Source organism: Flavobacterium sp. AK-301 (genome assembly GCF_058310215.1).
In genome coordinates this window covers 92,279-111,711 of the sequence record NZ_JBZEES010000008.1, presented here as the reverse complement: position 1 = coordinate 111,711, position 19,433 = coordinate 92,279, and the positions used below count along the sequence as shown (strand labels likewise).

Genomic DNA, 19,433 nt, shown 5'->3' with positions numbered 1-19,433 from the left:
ACGGGTTTTTCAATTTTTATATTAAAGCTTTAATCACTTTAAAAAATCAAGGAAAAATACCCCGTTGTTTATATGCTAATTCTATTCTAGTCAATGCTTGTATATATGCTGCATTCCTCCAGTCTATCTGATGTAACTTAGCAATATTGTTTACTTTTTCAAAAGCATCTTCTATTTTTTTTCTCAATTTAGTAATCACATCTTCCATTTGCCAAATTTCTCCACTTCTATTCTGTAACCATTCATAGTAACTTGTTATTACTCCTCCTGAATTGCATAAAATATCGGGAATTATTTCTATTCCCCTTGTTAATAATATATTTTCTCCTTCTATATCTATGGGTCCGTTCGCTCCTTCTGCAATTACAACAGCTTTAATATCTCCTGCATTTTCGGCAGTGATCTGGTTTCCTAATGCTGCTGGTATACATATATCACAATCTAGCCCAAAAAATGTATTCGGACCTATGTTTTCTGCATCAGCAAAACCGGATATCCTATTTCCGTTGGCTTCCTGATAATTCAGAACTGCTTCGGGATCTATTCCATTCGGATTATATAATGTTGCTGAAGCGTCTTGTATTCCTACAAGAATAGCTCCATTCTCTTTCATAAAATGAGCGGCCCAGTATCCTACATTTCCAAAACCCTGAACAATATATTTCTTCCCTTTCAGAGTTGTATTTCTATATTTTGCCCATGCTTCGAGTGTGACTACTACTCCAAAACCTGTTGCTCTGTCTCTTCCTTCTAGTCCTCCGGAACCTACGGGTTTCCCTGTAACTACATGCTGGTTCTTAGAGCGCTCATTTGGTGCTTTTGTCGACATATAAGTATCTGCAATCCAAGCCATCATCTGAGGCGTTGTATTTACATCCGGCGCAGGAATATCATGTTCTGGACCTATATTATCTCCTAATGCAAATGTGAAACGACGTGTAATGCGTTCCAACTCGGACTGAGAATAGTTTTTAGGTTCAATTTCAATCCCTCCTTTGCCTCCTCCGTATGGTAGTCCTGCTAAAGAAGTTTTCCAGGTCATCCAAGTGGCTAAGGCTCTTGCTGCATCAATATCCACTGTTGGATGATATCGTAACCCTCCTTTATACGGGCCTAAAACATTATTATGCTGAACTCTATATCCTGTAAAAATTTCGACTGTTCCATCATCTAACTTTACAGGAAAATGAACTACAATCTCATTGTTTGTAATCGCCAGAATTTTTCTGACACTTGGATCTAATTTCATAATATCAGCTGCTTTTTCAAACTGACGTTTTACATTTTCGTACATGCTGGGCTTTAATTTACTTTTTTCTGCCATAAAAATATTTTTTTATCAAAAAATTAAACGTTTTATATCCGGAATATCATCCTTAAAGTTACATAAACTAATTTTAAGACTCTAAAAAAATCCTTCTCATTTTAATTTTTTATGCAGATTCTTGCCATTTTAGCACCAACTACAACGTTTTCGCACGAAGTATCAATTACAAACATAAGCAAAAAATCAAAACACCTCTCCTGAAAATTCTTAAAATAGAAAATTTGGAAAACGCTTTGACTTAATATGTTACAAAGATACATTATATAAAGACAATACAATCTATTTTTTCTAAACAGGATAATTATTATCTTAAATTCATGTATTATCTCTACTCAATAAAATAACATCTGTATATTTTGAATTTTAATAGATTTATTTTAAACAAATAAGTTATTTTAAAGAATAAACATCACACCATATTTATTTATTTTTAAGGAGGTAATATAAAAATCCCCTTATTCTACTCTAAAACTTTACGTGTTATATATTTACATCTATTAACTAGTATACCTGCAAGGTCTTTTGACCTTGCAGGTATACTAGTTAATATCTCTATCCTGATCCTTTACCGGTTGTTTAAAATCCGGATATTATTGTAATGCTTGTTTTAAGTCCTGTATCAGATCTTCTATGTCTTCTACACCTACGCTTAATCGGATCAGAGAATCAACTACCCCGGTTTTTTCTCTTTCTTCTTTTGGTATTGAGGCATGTGTCATACTTGCAGGGTGCCCTACTAATGATTCTACTCCTCCTAAAGATTCTGCTAGTGTGAATACACGAAGTTTTTCCAATACTTTTATGGTTTCCTGATAATTATTTCCTTTTGTTGTAAAGGAAATCATTCCTCCAAAATCTTTCATTTGTTTTTTTGCAATCTCATGATTTGGATGACTTTCAAAGCCCGGCCAGTATACTTTTTCTACTTTAGGGTGAGTAACGAGATATTCGGCAATTGCTTTTCCATTCTCGCAATGACGCTGCATTCTCAGATGTAGTGTTTTTATCCCTCTCAGCACCAGAAAACTGTCCATTGGTCCACAAACGGCTCCACTTGCATTCTGAATAAAATACAGACGATCTGCTAATTCTTTCTCTTTTACGATCAATGCTCCCATAACAACATCTGAATGTCCTCCGAGATATTTTGTTGCGGAATGCATCACAATATCTGCTCCCAGTTCTAACGGCTGTTGTAAATAGGGTGTTGCAAATGTATTATCTACCGCTAAAAGCAGATTGTGTTTCTTAGCCATTTTTGCAGTTTCGGCAATATCAATAATATTCATCATTGGGTTCGTTGGTGTTTCTACCCAAATTAATTTTGTGTTCTTATTAATATAAGACTCAATATTTGCTGCATTTTGCATTCCAATAAAATGGAATTTTATCCCGTAACGTTCAAATATTTTAGTAAACAAACGATAGGTTCCTCCATATAGATCATTAGTCGAAATTACTTCATCTCCGGGATTAAATAATTTTATAACAGCATCTATTGCTGCTAATCCTGAACCGAATGCTAATCCAAATTTTCCGTTCTCTATACTTGCCAATCCGTCCTCTAAAGCGGTTCTGGTAGGATTTGCTGTTCTGGAATATTCATAACCTTTATGTGCTCCCGGTGAGGTTTGTGCATAGGTTGAAGTCTGATAAATTGGAGGCATTACTGCTCCTGTACTTGGGTCATGTTGTTGACCACCATGTATAACTTTTGTGTTGAACTTCATATAAATATTTTTAATAGTCTCTTTAATTTACAAATTTACCGTTAAATTTCCTGTTCGCAGTAATCAAAACCTTACCTTTATGCTTAATTAACATTTTTTAAGATGAAAAAAGCAATATCATTAACACTATTACTCTTTCTAATAGTAAGTTGTAATAATGACAAACTAGAGTTTTCTTATAAAGAATATGAGAAAACTTCATCCTTAAACTGTGGGGACAGTTGCCCAAAGGTAACGATAAGAATCCCGATTGCTAAAAATGTTCCTATTGTTGCTGACAGTATTAATAAAAGGGTCTTTAATGTCATAAGAGACATTATCTATTTTGGTGAAGATCCTTATGTAGCAACGGATTATGACCAGTTACTGGACTCGTTTATTGACTCTTATGAGGATATAAAAACAAAATTTCCAAATGATGCTCTGGGATGGGAAGCAAATGTAGATGGTAAAATAAAGTATGAATCAGACAGTATTATTAATATTGAAATCTCTCATTACTCATATACGGGAGGTGCTCATGGTTACAGTGGACTGAAATCTCTAATCTTCAATAAAAAAACAGGTAAAATAATTCCTAATGAACAACTTTTCAGTGATTTGAAAGGCCTGAAAGCTTTTGCTGAAAACAAATTCAGAATAGAAAACAATATTCCGGCAACGGAGCCAATCAATACTACCGGATTAATGTTTGAAAACGATGTTTTTGACCTTCCAAGTAGTATTTTCTATACGGATAAAGGCTTACTTCTTTACTTTAACATCTATGAAATCGCCTCTTATGCAGATGGCCCAAAAGAATTATTATTAACTTATGATGAGATAAAACCTTTTTTAAAGGTTAGATAAATTTCTTGATGGATGCTATGACTCCTAAATGCATTGCTTCATGGAAGTTATTGAAGGCAATGGCATCCTCAATGTTTTTTAGCGTGAAACCTATGCTTGTAGGATATTCTTTAAAGGAAGTGAAAACTCCTTTTTCATAATCTGTTCTGGTCTGATCGTAACTAGTACTCAATAAAATCCGTAACTCTTCCAGTTCTTCGGAAGTAGTATCCTTTATCGGTCTGGTACCATTTCTATACTGGTCTACTAAGGTATCAGAAATCATCATAGGCAACCCTGATAATTTATAGATCAATAATTGTTGTGTTACTATAACATGAGCAATATTCCAGATCAGATTATTGTTAAAACCAACTGGGATCTTATTTAATTGTTCTAAAGAATAATTCTTTAAATAATTAGCATATAGCTCTCTGCTAATTTTGAAAACATTAAAGGACTGGTTCATGGTGTTTATTTTTTAGTAAAAATAGAAATTTTGATTCAATATTTAAAAGAAGTTTCTTTGTATAAATTTTAAAAACTTGAAAAATGAACGTAATATACTACCTGGCTTCTTGTGATACTTGTAGAAAAATAATTAAATCACTTCCTAATTCGGATAAATTAACTTTTCACGATATTAAACAGCATCCTATTACAGAAAAAGAACTGGAAGGAATGCATACTCTTGCGGGAAGTTATGAGGCTCTTTTCAGCAAAAAAGCACAACTTTATAAATCTATGGGTTTAAAGGATAAAGCCCTGACGGAACAAGATTATAAAAAATATCTACTGGAACATTATACTTTTCTAAGTCGCCCTGTATTTATAATTGACAACAATATATATATTGGCAACAGTCAAAAGAATATAGCGGAAGTTATTACTGTATTGAGTTGATCGTTTTTAATTGATTTTGTTTAAAGTTTAAGATTTAAAGTTAGCTAGACTATAAATAGAGTTAAATGTCGAAAGTCTTAAAGTCAGCAGAGCTACAAATAACATTTTACTTTTTACCTCTTACAAAAACTATCAACTCTAATTTAACTATCTTTGCACCTATTTTTATAATTCTTTTATGATACAATCAATGACCGGTTTTGGTAAAGCAACATTGCAATTACCAACAAAAAAAATAACAGTGGAGATCAAGTCCCTGAACAGCAAAGGTTTAGATCTAAATGTAAGAATGTCTTCTATTTATCGTGAGATGGAACTGGGACTGCGTAATCAGATCGCTCAAAAACTGGAAAGAGGTAAGGTAGATTTCTCTGTTTATATTGAGGTAACGAGTGAGGAAACTTCTTCAAAACTGAATATTCCAATTGTTAAAGGCTATATTAATCAATTACGTCAGGTGGTTGATGGTGATGAAACGGAATTATTAAAAATGGCGGTCAGAATGCCGGATTCGATGAAAACGGAACGTGAGGAGATTGATGAAAATGAATGGAAAAAAATTCAGAGTGTCATTGATGAAGCTTTAGAAAACATCTCTAGTTTTCGTATTTCGGAAGGGGCTTCTTTGGAAAAAGAATTTCAACTGCGAATCGGCAATATCCGCTCGTTAATGAATGAAACACTGGCACTGGATCCGGAAAGAGTACAGGCTATTAAGGATCGATTACAAACTGCAATCGCGGAACTGGCACTAAATGTTGATGAAAACCGCTTTGAACAAGAACTGATCTACTATCTTGAAAAACTGGATATCACGGAGGAAAAGGTGCGTTTGACTAATCATCTGGACTATTTCTTAGAAACTTTAAGAGGGAATGAGGCTAATGGTAGAAAATTAGGTTTTATCACTCAGGAAATGGGAAGGGAAATTAATACAATGGGTTCTAAGTCGAATCATGCTTTAATGCAGAAACTGGTTGTCCAGATGAAGGATGAGCTGGAAAAAATAAAGGAACAGGTTCTTAATGTTTTATAATTTTTTGAATATAGAGCTTTAAACAAGATAATACACAACAATGAATAAAGGGGGTAAATTAATTGTTTTTTCGGCACCTTCAGGGTCTGGAAAAACAACTATTGTAAGACACTTATTAGGGAAAGAGGATCTGAATCTGGAATTTTCTATATCAGCTACTTCGCGTGATCCTCGTGGTGAGGAAATTAACGGAACTGATTATTATTTTATATCGTTACACGACTTTAAACAACATATTAAGGCGGAGGATTTTCTAGAATGGGAGGAAGTTTATCGTGACAACTTCTATGGCACTCTTAAAACGGAAATAGAACGTATCTGGGCTAAGGGAAAGAATGTTATCTTTGATATTGATGTTGCGGGGGGATTGCGTATTAAAAAGAAATTCCCGAATGAAACTCTGGCCGTTTTTGTAAAACCACCAAGTATTGACGAGTTAAAAATCCGATTAAAAAAGCGCTCTACGGAAAGTGAGGATAAGATTAATATGCGTATTGCTAAGGCTTCAGTGGAACTGGCTACTGCTCCTCAATTTGACAAGATTATTAAAAATTATGATCTGGATACGGCAAAAAAGGAGGCTTATGAACTGGTGAAAAACTTTATAAAATAATCGGGCAAATGAAAATCGGTCTTTATTTCGGAACGTTCAACCCTATTCACATTGGTCATATTATCATAGCAAATTATATGGCTGAATTTTCTGATTTGGATCAGGTATGGATGGTGGTAACGCCTCATAATCCGTTGAAAAATAAAGAGACACTTCTGGAGGATCATCACCGTCTGCAGATGGTCTATCTTGCAACGGAGAATCTTCCAAAAATAATTCCTTCGGATATTGAATTTAAATTACCGCAACCTAATTATACGGTCAATACGCTTGTTCATCTTGAAGAAAAATTCCCTCTACATGAATTCTCTCTAATCATGGGTGAGGATAATCTAAAATCTCTTCATAAATGGAAAAACTATGATGTTATTTTACAAAAAAATGACCTCTATGTTTATCCGCGTATCTCTAATGGGGAAATGAATCCTGAATTTGTGAACCATCCAAAGGTTCATCGTGTGAATGCTCCTATTATCGAGATTTCTTCTACTTTTATCAGAAACTGCATTAAACAGGGTAAAAACATTGAGCCTATGCTTCCTCCAAAGGTATGGGAGTATATTGAGCATAATCTGTTTTATAAAAAATAGAATCCGGTTTTAAAATTTGAAAATGTGCTAATTTGAAAAATAGAACTAAAAAAAATTAAAACTCTAAGAACTTGTTTAAACTTTCAGGAAAAACATATTCTTCAAAGAAAGTCATTGGCTATTTCCTGAGAATAAATTTATATAAAATACTCCAAGGATTAAAATTATAAAAAAAACCGCTTACAAAAGCGGTTTAAAATAACATTATAATTTTCTTTCTTACATACTTGAAATAGCAAACACTATAAATTTTAATCCAAACATCAAAACTACATATATTGAAATAAAGAATAAGAAAAAATTTAAGTTTTTACTTTTTTTTAATTCTTTAAATGGATAAATAAGATGCATAAAATAAATAAAAGGTATTAAGAACACAAAAAACATATAATGAATGAGTTCCATGTTTTTTAAAACATTATAAACAACTACTATAATAGTAAAATAGATACTCAAACTTATAAGAAAAAATTTTAAATATTCGTTTTTTCTATCAATCCATTTATCAGGGCAAAAAAGATAAGATATAGTCATAAATATTATTGCCATAAAATCCCAAGCATAAAATACTCCTACTGTATACATAATATTATTTTATAATTCATTCCAACATTGCCCTCTACCCATAGCATAATCACAATCACTACCTGCAAAATTTCGGTATCTTTTCCAATGAGTCTTTCTATATTTTACGCAATCAGTTACCCAACCATTATAATCTAAACAAGTAACACTTTGTCTTGCACATCTTCCATAATAGCCAAAAGCTGTTGAACAATTCCTTCTTCCATGATTACTATAACAGGTTACTTTACTACCCTCAAATGTTTCTATTCCCTGTTCTTCTGCATGACAATGATCAAATTCTCTAATTCCTAAGTCAAAGACATAGACTAAATTATTTGGTTCAACTTTAGAACGGGAGGCTGTTAAACTGGTACTTAACAATATCTTATCTTTCATTATGATATTTGAACCTGTTCCTTGTATAAATTCTGATTTTTTTCTACCAACTATCGTAATTTCTGTATTATTATGTTTAGTTTTAAGGTTCTCTTTTACATAATTAAATAATCCATTTTGGTCTGCTTCAAACGTTTTTCCATCATATTCTATAATAGCCTCATTTAAAGGAAAATACACCCTTACAAAGGAACCATCTTCAGCATAATAATGGTTTTTGTTTTTATTTATATCTTTTTCAAAAACATTTAAAAATTCTAAAAATTCTTTTCGTTGATCTTCTTCTATAGGAATAGTCTTATAGCCTATTAGTTTAACAGAATTTAAACCATTAAGTATAGTGTCATAAAAATTATTTACATATTGTTTTTCAAATTCCTCAATAGTCATTGGTTTAAAAACAACATTACCATCATCAGAGATATTAGAAGACTCTTCTGAACACCCTATATTCATTAACAAAATTGTAACGAACATAATTTTTAATACGAAATTTTTTATTGCATACATAATATTAATATTTTGATAATTAATATCAATATTAATAAATAATTTCAAATAAAAAAAATTAAAACCCAAAAAACAAACTAATTATTTAAATTAAAACCAAAAATTAAATTAATAAATTTATTTTAATTAATCAATTATCTTGCTAACTTTAATCTTTTTTAACACTTTGCTACTGACTCCAAGTCTTTAACTGATGATATAAACTAAATCAGTATAAAATAGTTTTAAAAATTAGATGACTTTTAAAAACTCTACAAAGAAGGCGGGATGTTCAAGTTTTACGTTTTAACTACGTTACCGACTTTAAATAAAAATGAACTAAAAAAATCAATTTAGAATATTTTTTAATTTTTCTTTTCTCTTCTCACAAAAAACATTTCACTTATTGCTCAATTAACATAGTTTTAAAAGTCTCTGAGATAATCTTCCTTAACTTTAATCTTTTAATTTTAAAACTAAAGTTATTATGCAAAACTTCGAATTATACAATCCTACAAACCTTATTTTTGGTAAGGGTCAGATTGCTCAGATCAATAAGCACATCCCTACAAACAGTAAGGTACTGATTGCTTATGGTGGTGGAAGTATTTTTAAGAACGGTGTTTATGATCAGGTAAAAAAAGCACTGGAAGGTTATAATATTATTGAATTTGGAGGTATTGAGCCAAATCCTCATTTTGAAACACTGATGAAAGCCGTAGAGCTAATCAAAGAGAAAAAGGTAGATTTTATTTTGGCTGTTGGTGGCGGATCTGTAATTGATGGTGTTAAATTTATTAGTGCTGCTGTACATTTTCAGGGAAATCCAATAGATATTCTTCAAAAAAGAATACGCATTGAAAATAATGCAGTTCCTTTTGGTACGGTACTGACTTTGCCTGCAACAGGAAGTGAAATGAATTCGGGTTCTGTTGTGACAATTGAAGCTACTCAGGAAAAACTAGCTTTTGGAGGACCTGCTATATTCCCAAAATTCTCTGTTTGTGATCCTACGGTTATTGCTTCTTTACCGAAACGTCAGATTCAGAATGGTGTTATAGATGCTTTTACTCATGTTATGGAACAATATCTAACTTATAGGCATGATGCATCTCTTCAGGATCGTTTTGCGGAAGGGATTCTGCATACTCTTATTGAAATAGGACCGAAAGTAGTGGAAAACCCAACGGATTATGCATTAGCTTCTAACTTTATGTGGTCCTGTACTATGGCGCTAAACGGACTGATCCAGAAAGGGGTTCCTCAGGACTGGACTACTCATATGATCGGACATGAATTAACGGCTCTATATGGTATTGATCATGCCCGAACTCTAGCTGTTATTGCTCCCAACTTGTTTACGGTTATGTTCGAAACAAAAAAAGAAAAATTAGCACAATATGGAGAAAGGATCTGGGGTTTAAATGGGGATATTGATACGGTGGCTAAAAAAGCAATTGAAAAAACAGTTACTTTTTTCCACACTATGGGAATGGGTACTAAACTTTCTGATTATACACCGGAATATAAAAATACGGCTGACTTTATTGTAAACCGTTTTGAGGAAAGAGGATGGATTGCTATGGGTGAAAAACAAAACATTACACCGGATAAGGTTAAAGCAATTGTTGAAATGAGTTATTAAAAAGACTTATAAATCATTTCTTTTTATAAGTTCAAAATTTAAAAGGCGTTTTCAAAAAACAAAAAACGCCTTTTTTAAAACACTAAAACAAAATTTAACTAACTTCTTTATTAAAAACGTAGATACAAACTCATTAATTGTTTTATAAATCATAATATATCGTTAATATTTTGCTTTTTATTCTAATAAAATAAAACTGTTGATAAAAATCATAATTCTTTGTCTATTATCAGTTTATCAGTTTTAAAAATGAATTATTTCTACTCTTTTACTACTATTGGATGCTTTGTAACTATTACTATTTTAAGTACTTTTGAAGATTAAATGAATATTAAAAATGAATGAATATCCAAAATTTGCTGTTATAGGTGGTGGCAGCTGGGCAACAGCAATCGCGAAAATGTTATGTGTTAATCTTCCTGAAATTACTTGGTACATGAGAAACACTTCTGCAATTGAGCATATGAAGATTTATAAACATAATCCTAATTATTTAAGTTCTGTTGAGTTTGATACCAATAAATTAAAATTGACAAGTGATATAAATGAAGCGGTCATTTATGCGGATTATATTGTTTTTGCTATCCCTTCGGCTTTTTTAAGTACTGAACTGAAAAAGTTAAAAGTAAGTCTGAAAGGAAAAATCATTTTCTCGGCTATTAAAGGGATTGTTCCTGAAACAAGCCTGATTATTGGGGAGCATTTCCATAAAACTTATAATATTCCTTATGACAACATTGGTGTAATTACAGGTCCTTGCCATGCGGAAGAAGTGGCTTTAGAGCGTTTATCTTATCTTACTATTGCAAGTGGAAATGAAGAGAAGGCCAAAATAATGGCAAAATGTTTATCTAGTGATTTTATTAAAACGAAAATATCGGATGATATCATCGGTACGGAATATGCTGCGATGTTAAAGAATATATATGCTATTGCTGCGGGTATTGCTCATGGTCTGGGTTATGGTGATAACTTTCAGGCTTTACTAATGAGTAATGCTATTCGTGAAATGAAAAAATTTATCCGAAAGGTGCATAAAATGAAACGTAATATCAATGATTCTGCTTATCTGGGAGATCTGTTGGTTACGGGTTATTCTTTGTTTTCCCGAAACAGAACGTTTGGAAATATGATAGGTAAAGGATATACGGTAAAATCAGCAATGACAGAAATGAGTATGATTGCTGAGGGTTATTATGCTACTAAAAGTGCTTATCTGCTAAATCAGGAACTTAAAGCTAAAACACCAATCATTGATGCTGTATATGAAATATTATATGAAGGAAAAGAGGCTAAAAAAGTTTTTAAGAAACTCACGGATAAATTAGATTAAAAATTATAGGATTGGCTATAATGTATATTGAGAAGTTAGGATTGAGATTACTAAAGTTTGCTAATTGAGCCTGACAGAATATAAAAAGGGAAGTTAATAAGATAAAAAAAGGTCACTGATTAGTGACCTTTTTTTTATCTTATTTTTTAGAATCTTCGATAGATACCTTACGGAATTCTTTTAACGATTTTTCAATTGCTAATGATGATTTTCTTGCACGTGTTCCTGCTGCTTTATTTCCGCCTTCTGCCTGTAATGCCGCGTCTTTTGAAAATTCTGCGATCAACCCGTTTAAGTTTTCTAATAATGCTTTCATGTTGTATCTTTTTTATTTTAAAAATTGAAGTGCAAAGATAAAAATGCTTTTTATATCTGTATGAATTTCGAGATTTAATTTATGCTGAAAATGCTTTTTTAAGTCTTTTTAACAAAAGTAGGATATGTGTGTTTTTGTTTAACAGAATTTTCTTTCAAGTTTTCAAATTCAGAACATTAAAATCAAAGATGTACTTAATGTTCTGAATAACGGAATAGTAACTATATATATCGGTCAGATGCCGATTAATGCTTTCACAAAATAGAGATTTCCAGAAGCTGGTTTTTTTGAAAACTAAAACTGAAAACTTATTTACTACTTCGCAAAGTAATTTATCCGATCATAATACCGTCTTTAAAAAGAATAGGTACCTCTTCTACTGCACTTTCATTAATGGAATTCGCTTTAAAAATATAGTTTTTGTCATATAGTTTTCCATCAATAAAGAAGGTTACCATAAACTCATTATTTAAGGCTAATACGCTTTTTTCAATTAATTCTATTTTAACGACGGAAACCGGTTCTATTTCAACAAAAGCATGTCGCAATAGTGAAGTCTTCTTCATTTCGCCATTAATCAAGCCTGAAGCTTTAGAAACTACCATAACGCCTTCGAGTTTATAATCACTGTCATTTATTAGATAGGCATACCAGGTTTTTTCCATAAAGTCATCATTCCACTCCTGAACGGCTGCAATATAAACGTTTTCCACTTTGGGGATAATAATATCTTCTTTCATCTTTAATTAAACAGGGAGAAATTATAAGTTGTAGAAACAACTGAAAGAAAGAGACTGGCATTTTTAAGAAATAACCAGTCTCTTTTCATTTTTATATACTTGATTTAAATTGCTCTAAAAAACGAACATCATTCTCATAGAACATTCTGATATCTCCGATCTGATATAACAACATCGCTATACGTTCGATTCCCATTCCAAAGGCAAAACCATTATACTTTTCTGAATCGATTCCACAGTTTTTCAGAACATTCGGATCTACCATTCCGCAACCCATGATCTCCAGCCAACCGGTTCCTTTTGTGATTCTATAATCGGTTTCTGTTTTCAGTCCCCAGTAAATATCTACTTCGGCACTTGGTTCTGTAAAAGGAAAATAAGACGGTCGTAAACGGATCTTCGATTTCCCAAACATTTCTTTTGTAAAATATAATAATGTTTGCTTTAAATCGGCAAAAGAAACATCTTTGTCAATATACAAACCTTCTACTTGATGAAATATACAGTGTGAACGGGAAGAAACGGCCTCATTTCTAAATACTCTCCCGGGAGAAATCGTTCTGATAGGTGGTTTGTGATCTTCCATATAACGTACTTGTACGGGTGAGGTATGGGTACGAAGTAAAATATCCGGATTGGTCTGAATAAAGAAAGTATCCTGCATATCTCGTGCGGGATGATATTCGGGTAAGTTCAATGCGGTAAAATTATGCCAGTCATCTTCGATCTCGGGACCTTCTGATATATTGAAACCAATATTTGAAAAAATATCTACAATCTGATTTTTAACAATGGATATCGGATGACGTGAGCCTAATTGTACTAATTCGGCAGGACGTGTTAAATCTCCATAAAAACCGTTGCTTTCTTCTTTACTCTCAAATTGTTCCTGGATAGCAGTCACTTTGTCCTGAGCAGCATTTTTTAACTGATTTATTATTTGTCCAAATTCTTTTTTCTTATCATTTGGAACGTTTTTAAATTCAGTAAAAAAATCATTCAGAAGACCTTTCTTTCCTAAAAATTTAATTCTGAATTTTTCTAATTCTTCTTTACTTTCAGTTCTAAACGTCTCTGCTTCGGCGACTAATGCTTTTATCTTATCTATCATTGTATTTTAAATAATTGACCGCAAATTTAAATAAAATTTTTTAGTCGGTAATGGGTTATTCTTTCATTCCTATTTCAATAAAACGGTATTAAAATCGAAATCCTGCTTTGTTTCTATATTACAAACTTAACTTAGAACCTATTTAAAATTTAAACAGGCTCTAAAATATTACTTTTTTTTCTAAAAAATAATTTACAATTGCTTCTTTCATTAGTACGGACTGCTCTCCAGCTCTTAATGCGGGAAGATTTTCTTTCACTTTATAATGTGGCCAGCTGTCTTCGTCATAAAAATCAAATTCGTAGAAACCATATGGCTCTAACAGTCTGCAAATCGCAATATGCATCAGATTTAATTTTTCATCTTTTTTAAATTTCTGATTTAACTTTCCAAGTTCCTGAACTCCTATAAGATAAATAATGGCATCCAGATCCATTTTTTCTCCTTCTGCAAACTGATTGGATAATATAGTGACGAGCTGTTCCCAGCGTTCTTTTAATTGTAAGTCTCTTGACATATAATAGGGGTTATTTAAAATGTACTGGGTTTACTGATACACTTTAAAATTTTAGAACACAAAGATACGGACTTGAAGTTAAATTTTACATGAAAGTCTTTTATCTTAGTTTTATTTATCTTTGCTGTTTTGCGATTTATATGGAAGTTATAGATATTATATTGGGTGGATTTTTAATCTATGGTCTGATTAAAGGGATATGGAAAGGTTTATTTGTGGAACTCGCTTCTCTGGCATCTCTGGTTCTAGGAATTTATATTGCTATAAAGTTTTCTTATCTAGTACGTTCTGTCATCACAGACTGGGTGTCCTGGAACCCAAAATACATTGAAATAACGGCTTTTACTATTACTTTTATAGGAGTTGTGGTCGGTGTTATTTTACTTGGCAAATTCTTCACTAGTGTGGCTGATTTTGCCAGTTTAGGCTGGCTGAACAGAATAGCGGGAGGTGTTTTTGGTATTTTGAAAATTATTCTCATTCTGAGTATTGTTCTACATTACTTCGAGAAACTAAATTATAATGGGTTTCTGGTAAAACAGGAAACAATAGACAAGTCCTTCTTCTTTAATCCGATAGTACAGGTTTCTAATACCGTTTTTCCAATAATTGAGGAGTGGTTTCCCGAAGTAGTTGATAATTAACAATTGATAGTTGATAGTTTTTGTGAGAAGTGAAAAGTTGTTTGTAAAATGTGAGAGGTGAAATAGTTTTTTAGCTCGCAAAGTCGCAAAGGTTTTCTGAATACTGTTGACTGAATACCGGAAACTGAATACTCATTTAACAGCTCATTTTTCAAATTAACGAATCTTCAAATCTTCAAATTAAACTTATTTCAGCTTTTTAATGCTTTCGGTAGTGATCCAACCTTGTGAACCGTCTTCGAGTTTTATTTTATTCCAGCCTTCTAAGGTTTCTAATATAAATACTTTTGTGCCTTCGTGTAAGGTAAAGGCGTCAGAAGAGGCTGTGTTCGGTTCGTCTTTAACGGTTATTTCTTCTGCAAAAACGATGGCAGGTTGTTCACTGTCAAAATCTTTTTTCTCAAAAACAGCGGCTCCTATACTTAACAGAATACAGATCAGAAAGATAAACATTCCTGCAAAGAAAAGACGTTTGGACAATGTGGTGCCTGTAAAGTAATATCCTATGAAACAAAGTAGGAACAAAGCGGAAAAACTTACTGCAATCCATGCCCATGTATTGTAATGTACCATAGAGGTAAAACCATGAACTAGTTTTGCGAAACCTACTTCGGGAATAATTTTAATGTCGTCTACTCTTCGGTTCTGTGCAAATTTCAGATTATTCTGTACATCGGTATTATTAGGGTTTAACAACAATGCTTTTTCATAATAATAAATAGCTGGAGCTACTTTATTAAGCTTGTAATAGGCATTCCCTAAGTTATAATATAATCCAACAGATTGATTTCCTGCTTTCAGCACGGCTTCATATGATTTTACGGCTTCTTCGGAATTATTTTTTCTATAATATTCGTTTCCTTTGTCAAAGGCACCTTGTGCCCAGAAAACCTGGGTAAATAATAAAAATAAATAGATACTCTTTTTCATCTTTCTAATAGTTTCAATTGTTATACGATTTGCTTTTCTAACTCGGAAATAATGGTTACTGCTTTATCGTAATCTTGTTGAATGGTTACTTGTGATGAAGGGGCATATCTTGCTAAATCACAATTCTCTGTAAGATATATAAATGATTCTACAGATTCGGGAAGTGCTTTTCTGGAAAGCAATATTTCTCTGATCTTGTCTTTACTCATTTCTGAGGTTTCAATATCTAATTTTGCTTTTAGAAAGTTATGCATTGCTTTTTCTAATGCGATATAAAACGGTTCTTTATTATGGATTTGCTTTTTAGCTTCTGACAGATATTTTTTCGCCAGTCTGTTAGACAGCTTAATTCGATTTCCGACAACGTCTCCGTCTATTGCTTCTTTTTTCTTTTTGGTAATAACAATCACTGGAATAATCAGTAAAGGTGCAAAAAGGAAAGAATAGAATAATCCTGAACCAAAAAAATCTTTAGTATTGGTTGGTTTTAAATTTGTCTTTAACTGAATAAAACGGAACTGGTCACCGCTGGCAACTCGTTTTTTTTCTACTCCGGGATTACCTGAATTAGATGATGCAACCTGATCGGACGCAGATGGTCCGTCCAGGACGGAAATCATCACTTCCGGAGACTGAATGGTTTTATAACTTTTACTGCTCAAATCAAAATAGGAGAAAGACATTGGTTTAATAACATAGTCTCCTTTGAACTGAGGAATTAGCGTATATTTATCTGAAACGGTTCCTTGAGTTCCGGCAAGTGTTGTGGTTACCTGCTCATTATGAACAGGATCATACATTTCTAATGCTGAAGGAATGGCTGGTTTTGGTAAATTGAATAATTTCAGATTCCCTTTTCCTGTAACTGCTACGTTTAATTCAAGGGATTCTCCGTGTTTTAAACTGGTTCTGGAAGAGGTTACTGCAAAACTAAACTGCCCTACGGCACCATTAAAGTCTTCTGGCCTTCCTTCTTCGGGAAAGGATTTCACCGTAATAGTTCTGGCTCCTGTTGTAATGGTTTTATTGGTATTGGTAACCATAACGCCTCCAAAAATATCTCTTCTGTTTGTAGGCACTTCAACAGCAACATCGAGTGTTAAAGGTTCAATGGTCAGTGTACCTGATTTTTGCGGATACAGAACCATTTTTCTTAATACTACAAATCGATATCTTTCTCCGTTATAGTTTCCCTCTTCGGGTATTAACTCTTTTATATTGATATTCTGACTCCAGAAATCGTTATATTTAGGAGAATCGAGTTCTTTCCATGTTCGAATACCAATATTGTTACCAAAATACATTTTATATACAACGGTTATCGGTTCATTGATATACGGATTCGTTTTGGAAACCTCCGCTACTAAATGAATATTAGCATTTGGTACATAATCCGGACTGCTTGGGTCTTTAGACTGATCTACAGCTGCGGTAACGGTAATATTTAAAGGTGCTGTTTTATAAATCTGATTATCAATTTCTATGGATGCTTGTTTTATTACTACTGCTCCTTTTTGCAAGGGTAATAAAAAATAAGAATAGGTTTTATTAAACGATTTTTTACCATTCACCCATGAGTAACTTACAGATTGATTGGGTCCGCCAATAATCCTGAATCCTTCAAAGGAAGGTGGTGTGAAATTATCACCATCTTCATTCATCGTAAAGTCTACACGTAATCTTTCATTTATCCCTAAGGTAGCTTTACTGACTTTAGCCTCAAACTGAACTTGGGCTAAAAGTCCCTGAAAACAGAAAATTAATACTACGATAATATACTTTTTCATTCTATTGTGTTTATTTCCGAAAATTCTTTTTTTACCAATTTTTTTCTTTCTGAACAGGTCTGCCTTTTACTTTCTGAGCATTTACTTTATCCTGAACTTTTTTCTCTTCGTTATTTACAGCCTCTAAAATATTCTCTAAGCGTTGTTTGGAAATGCCACCTCCTTGCCCCTGCTGTTGCTGAGGATTCTGATTCTGTTCTTTATTTCCTTTTTCTCCCTGAGGGTCTTTGCCTTTATTATCTTTATCGCCGGACTTATCTTCTTTATCTTTTCCGTCCTTTTTGTCGTCCTTATCGTTCCCGTCTTTATTTTTATCTTCTTTATCGCCCTTATTCTGATCTTTATCCTGATCGTCTTTCTTATCCTTGTCCTTATCATCCTTCTTATCGTCTTTTTTATCAGGCGGTGGAGGATTGTTTTTCAGATATTCTTTTGCCAGTGCATAATTGTATCTTGTTTCTTCGTCTGTGGGATCATTTCTTAATGCATTCTGGAAGGCGCTGACGGCTTCCTGATATTTCTTCTCGGACATAAATACATTTCCCAGATTATGAAAAGCTCTGTGTTTTTCTGATTTTGTTTTAGCATTCTGAATTGCTTTTGCATAGGCATATTTTGCCTCACCGGGCTGATTCATTTTATAGATTGCATTTCCTAAATTGTAGGTTGCTGTAGCTTCTGTCGGTTTTCTTGATTGTGAAATACGATAATTTGCTTCTGCTTCTATAAATTCTTTCTTTTCAAATTCCTGGTTCGCTTTAGGCAAAAAAACATCCTTTTCTTGTGCTTGAACGGCAAAAGAAAAGAAAATTAAAATATACAAAATCAGGTTCTTCATTTTATTTTTAAAATTTTATGCTGTTTATGCTCTACTACTCTTTTTTTGTTTATTCTCATTAAATAAATTCATCTTTTTCACCCAGCCTGTTTTTCTTTCGAGAAAGAAAACATCAATGAACAGTAATACAAATGCAATACCTAAAAACCACTGAAACTGAGACTGAAAATCGGCTACCTGCTGACTTTCAAATTCGGTTTTTTCAATATTATCCAGTGTCCTTTTTATATATTCTAATACTTCTTTAGTATTATTTCCATTCACATAGCCTCCTTTAGTGTTCTTTCCAATTGTTCTTAAGATATCTTCATTCATCTTGGTCACAACGACCTGTCCTTCTCTATCTCTTAAAAAGCTTTCTACAACTCCATTTCTGTCTTTTACCGGAATGGGACCTCCTTTTTCGGTACCTACTCCGATACTTATAATTTTTAATCCTATATCATTGGCTTCTTTGGCTGCTACGTCTGATTCTTCTGAATGATCTTCTCCATCTGAGATCAATATCAATAATTTATTTGTCTTCTGATCATCATCATCATAGGTCGATGCTAAATGGATTGCTTCATCTATTGCGGTTCCTTGTGATGAGATCATATCGGTATTCATGCTCTGCAGATACATTTTAGCGATATTATAATCGGTCGTGATCGGTAAGACCGGATATGCTCCGCCTGCATAAGCTACAATCCCTATTCGGTCATTTCCCAGTTGATTAATAATCTGGGATACGATCTGTTTACTTTTTTCTAATCGGTTAGGCGCAATATCTTCTGCCAGCATACTTTTAGAAACGTCGATTGCAAAAACAATATCAATACCTTCACGTTTTACTGTTTCCATCTTTGTTCCCATCTTCGGATTGACCAGACCGATAATCAAGCAGGTAAATGCAAGCAGAAAAAGGATTAGTTTTAAAACGGGTTTAAAGATTGATTTTTCTGGACTTAATCTTTTTAACATTGCTTTATCTGCGAACTCACGTTGTTTTTTCCTTTTCCAGAACTGGATATACAGAAATAACAACACCAATACGGGAATGATAAAAAGTAAGTATAAATATTTTTCTTCTTCTAACTGATACATACGTCTG

Annotated in this window: 20 protein-coding genes; 8 read left to right on the top strand and 12 right to left on the bottom strand. The window is 32.8% G+C overall.

Translation table 11 applies throughout. From position 1 onward, the window contains the following. Positions 1 to 46 precede the first annotated feature (46 nt). A complete protein-coding gene (locus AC4FQX_RS11595; RefSeq protein ID WP_491167865.1) occupies positions 47 to 1,324 on the bottom strand; it encodes a Glu/Leu/Phe/Val family dehydrogenase in 1,278 nt (425 codons plus the stop codon). Positions 1,325 to 1,917: 593 nt separating this feature from the next. Continuing rightward, a complete protein-coding gene (locus AC4FQX_RS11590; RefSeq protein WP_491167864.1) occupies positions 1,918 to 3,057 on the bottom strand; it encodes a cystathionine gamma-synthase in 1,140 nt (379 codons plus the stop codon). Between the two features lie 102 nt (positions 3,058 to 3,159). Here AC4FQX_RS11590 and AC4FQX_RS11585 point away from each other — a divergent pair, with 102 nt between their 5' ends. After that, positions 3,160 to 3,906 carry a DUF3298 and DUF4163 domain-containing protein gene (locus AC4FQX_RS11585; RefSeq protein WP_491167863.1) on the top strand — a complete coding sequence of 249 codons (747 nt, stop codon included), beginning with the start codon at positions 3,160 to 3,162 and terminating at the stop codon, positions 3,904 to 3,906. Here the strand turns inward: AC4FQX_RS11585 and AC4FQX_RS11580 are convergent. Further along, positions 3,899 to 4,354 carry a DinB family protein gene (locus tag AC4FQX_RS11580; protein WP_491167862.1) on the bottom strand — a complete coding sequence of 152 codons (456 nt, stop codon included), beginning with the start codon at positions 4,352 to 4,354 and terminating at the stop codon, positions 3,899 to 3,901. The two genes, AC4FQX_RS11585 and AC4FQX_RS11580, sit on opposite strands and share 8 nt — an antisense overlap. Before the next feature lie 83 nt (positions 4,355 to 4,437). On the opposite strand from AC4FQX_RS11580, the gene AC4FQX_RS11575 reads away from it, so the two are divergent. The 4 genes from AC4FQX_RS11575 to nadD all read left to right on the top strand — a co-directional run bounded on the left by AC4FQX_RS11575 (position 4,438) and on the right by nadD (position 7,027). Continuing rightward, complete coding sequence (locus AC4FQX_RS11575) at positions 4,438 to 4,788, top strand: arsenate reductase family protein (RefSeq protein WP_491167861.1); 351 nt, start codon at positions 4,438 to 4,440, stop codon at positions 4,786 to 4,788. A gap of 178 nt (positions 4,789 to 4,966) precedes the next feature. Beyond that, positions 4,967 to 5,824, top strand: a complete 858-nt coding sequence (locus tag AC4FQX_RS11570) for a YicC/YloC family endoribonuclease (RefSeq protein ID WP_491167860.1) — start codon at positions 4,967 to 4,969, stop codon at positions 5,822 to 5,824. 40 nt (positions 5,825 to 5,864) lie between these two features. Then, positions 5,865 to 6,437, top strand: a complete 573-nt coding sequence (gene gmk, locus AC4FQX_RS11565) for a guanylate kinase (protein ID WP_491167859.1) — start codon at positions 5,865 to 5,867, stop codon at positions 6,435 to 6,437. Positions 6,438 to 6,445: 8 nt separating this feature from the next. Beyond that, complete coding sequence (gene nadD, locus AC4FQX_RS11560) at positions 6,446 to 7,027, top strand: nicotinate (nicotinamide) nucleotide adenylyltransferase (protein ID WP_491167858.1); 582 nt, start codon at positions 6,446 to 6,448, stop codon at positions 7,025 to 7,027. 594 nt (positions 7,028 to 7,621) lie between these two features. Here the strand turns inward: nadD and AC4FQX_RS11555 are convergent. Continuing rightward, on the bottom strand, positions 7,622 to 8,467 hold the full coding sequence (locus AC4FQX_RS11555; RefSeq protein ID WP_491167857.1) for a hypothetical protein: 846 nt from the start codon (positions 8,465 to 8,467) through the stop codon (positions 7,622 to 7,624). A 499-nt stretch (positions 8,468 to 8,966) separates the two neighbouring features. On the opposite strand from AC4FQX_RS11555, the gene AC4FQX_RS11550 reads away from it, so the two are divergent. Both AC4FQX_RS11550 and AC4FQX_RS11545 read left to right on the top strand, forming a co-directional pair. Then, complete coding sequence (locus tag AC4FQX_RS11550; RefSeq protein WP_491167856.1) at positions 8,967 to 10,124, top strand: iron-containing alcohol dehydrogenase; 1,158 nt, start codon at positions 8,967 to 8,969, stop codon at positions 10,122 to 10,124. 337 nt (positions 10,125 to 10,461) lie between these two features. Continuing rightward, positions 10,462 to 11,457: an NAD(P)H-dependent glycerol-3-phosphate dehydrogenase gene (locus AC4FQX_RS11545; protein ID WP_491167855.1), complete on the top strand. Its 996-nt coding sequence runs from the start codon at positions 10,462 to 10,464 to the stop codon at positions 11,455 to 11,457. Positions 11,458 to 11,596: 139 nt separating this feature from the next. Here the strand turns inward: AC4FQX_RS11545 and AC4FQX_RS11540 are convergent, their stop codons facing one another. The 4 genes from AC4FQX_RS11540 to AC4FQX_RS11525 all read right to left on the bottom strand — a co-directional run bounded on the left by AC4FQX_RS11540 (position 11,597) and on the right by AC4FQX_RS11525 (position 14,141). Continuing rightward, positions 11,597 to 11,773: a histone H1 gene (locus AC4FQX_RS11540; RefSeq protein ID WP_491167854.1), complete on the bottom strand. Its 177-nt coding sequence runs from the start codon at positions 11,771 to 11,773 to the stop codon at positions 11,597 to 11,599. A 332-nt stretch (positions 11,774 to 12,105) separates the two neighbouring features. Next, entirely contained in the window at positions 12,106 to 12,513 is a 408-nt protein-coding gene (locus tag AC4FQX_RS11535; RefSeq protein WP_491167853.1) for a hypothetical protein, read from the bottom strand. Positions 12,514 to 12,604: 91 nt separating this feature from the next. Then, complete coding sequence (locus AC4FQX_RS11530; RefSeq protein WP_491167852.1) at positions 12,605 to 13,624, bottom strand: phenylalanine--tRNA ligase subunit alpha; 1,020 nt, start codon at positions 13,622 to 13,624, stop codon at positions 12,605 to 12,607. Positions 13,625 to 13,784: 160 nt separating this feature from the next. After that, the gene (locus tag AC4FQX_RS11525) at positions 13,785 to 14,141 is read right to left on the bottom strand and encodes a hypothetical protein (protein ID WP_491167851.1); all 357 of its coding nucleotides are present in this window, start codon (positions 14,139 to 14,141) and stop codon (positions 13,785 to 13,787) included. A gap of 140 nt (positions 14,142 to 14,281) precedes the next feature. Here AC4FQX_RS11525 and AC4FQX_RS11520 point away from each other — a divergent pair, with 140 nt between their 5' ends. Next, positions 14,282 to 14,785 (top strand): CvpA family protein, encoded by a 504-nt coding sequence (locus AC4FQX_RS11520; RefSeq protein WP_491167850.1) that lies wholly within the window; start codon positions 14,282 to 14,284, stop codon positions 14,783 to 14,785. A 186-nt stretch (positions 14,786 to 14,971) separates the two neighbouring features. Here AC4FQX_RS11520 and AC4FQX_RS11515 read toward each other — a convergent pair whose 3' ends face one another. The 4 genes from AC4FQX_RS11515 to AC4FQX_RS11500 are packed head-to-tail and all read right to left on the bottom strand — an operon-like array spanning position 14,972 to position 19,426. Beyond that, the gene (locus AC4FQX_RS11515; RefSeq protein ID WP_491167849.1) at positions 14,972 to 15,715 is read right to left on the bottom strand and encodes a tetratricopeptide repeat protein; all 744 of its coding nucleotides are present in this window, start codon (positions 15,713 to 15,715) and stop codon (positions 14,972 to 14,974) included. Between the two features lie 20 nt (positions 15,716 to 15,735). Then, positions 15,736 to 17,502, bottom strand: a complete 1,767-nt coding sequence (locus AC4FQX_RS11510; RefSeq protein WP_491167848.1) for a BatD family protein — start codon at positions 17,500 to 17,502, stop codon at positions 15,736 to 15,738. 31 nt (positions 17,503 to 17,533) lie between these two features. Further along, the gene (locus AC4FQX_RS11505; RefSeq protein ID WP_491167847.1) at positions 17,534 to 18,340 is read right to left on the bottom strand and encodes a tetratricopeptide repeat protein; all 807 of its coding nucleotides are present in this window, start codon (positions 18,338 to 18,340) and stop codon (positions 17,534 to 17,536) included. 24 nt (positions 18,341 to 18,364) lie between these two features. Next, positions 18,365 to 19,426, bottom strand: coding sequence for a vWA domain-containing protein (locus tag AC4FQX_RS11500; protein ID WP_491167846.1), 1,062 nt, complete (start codon positions 19,424 to 19,426; stop codon positions 18,365 to 18,367). Positions 19,427 to 19,433: the final 7 nt, after the last annotated feature.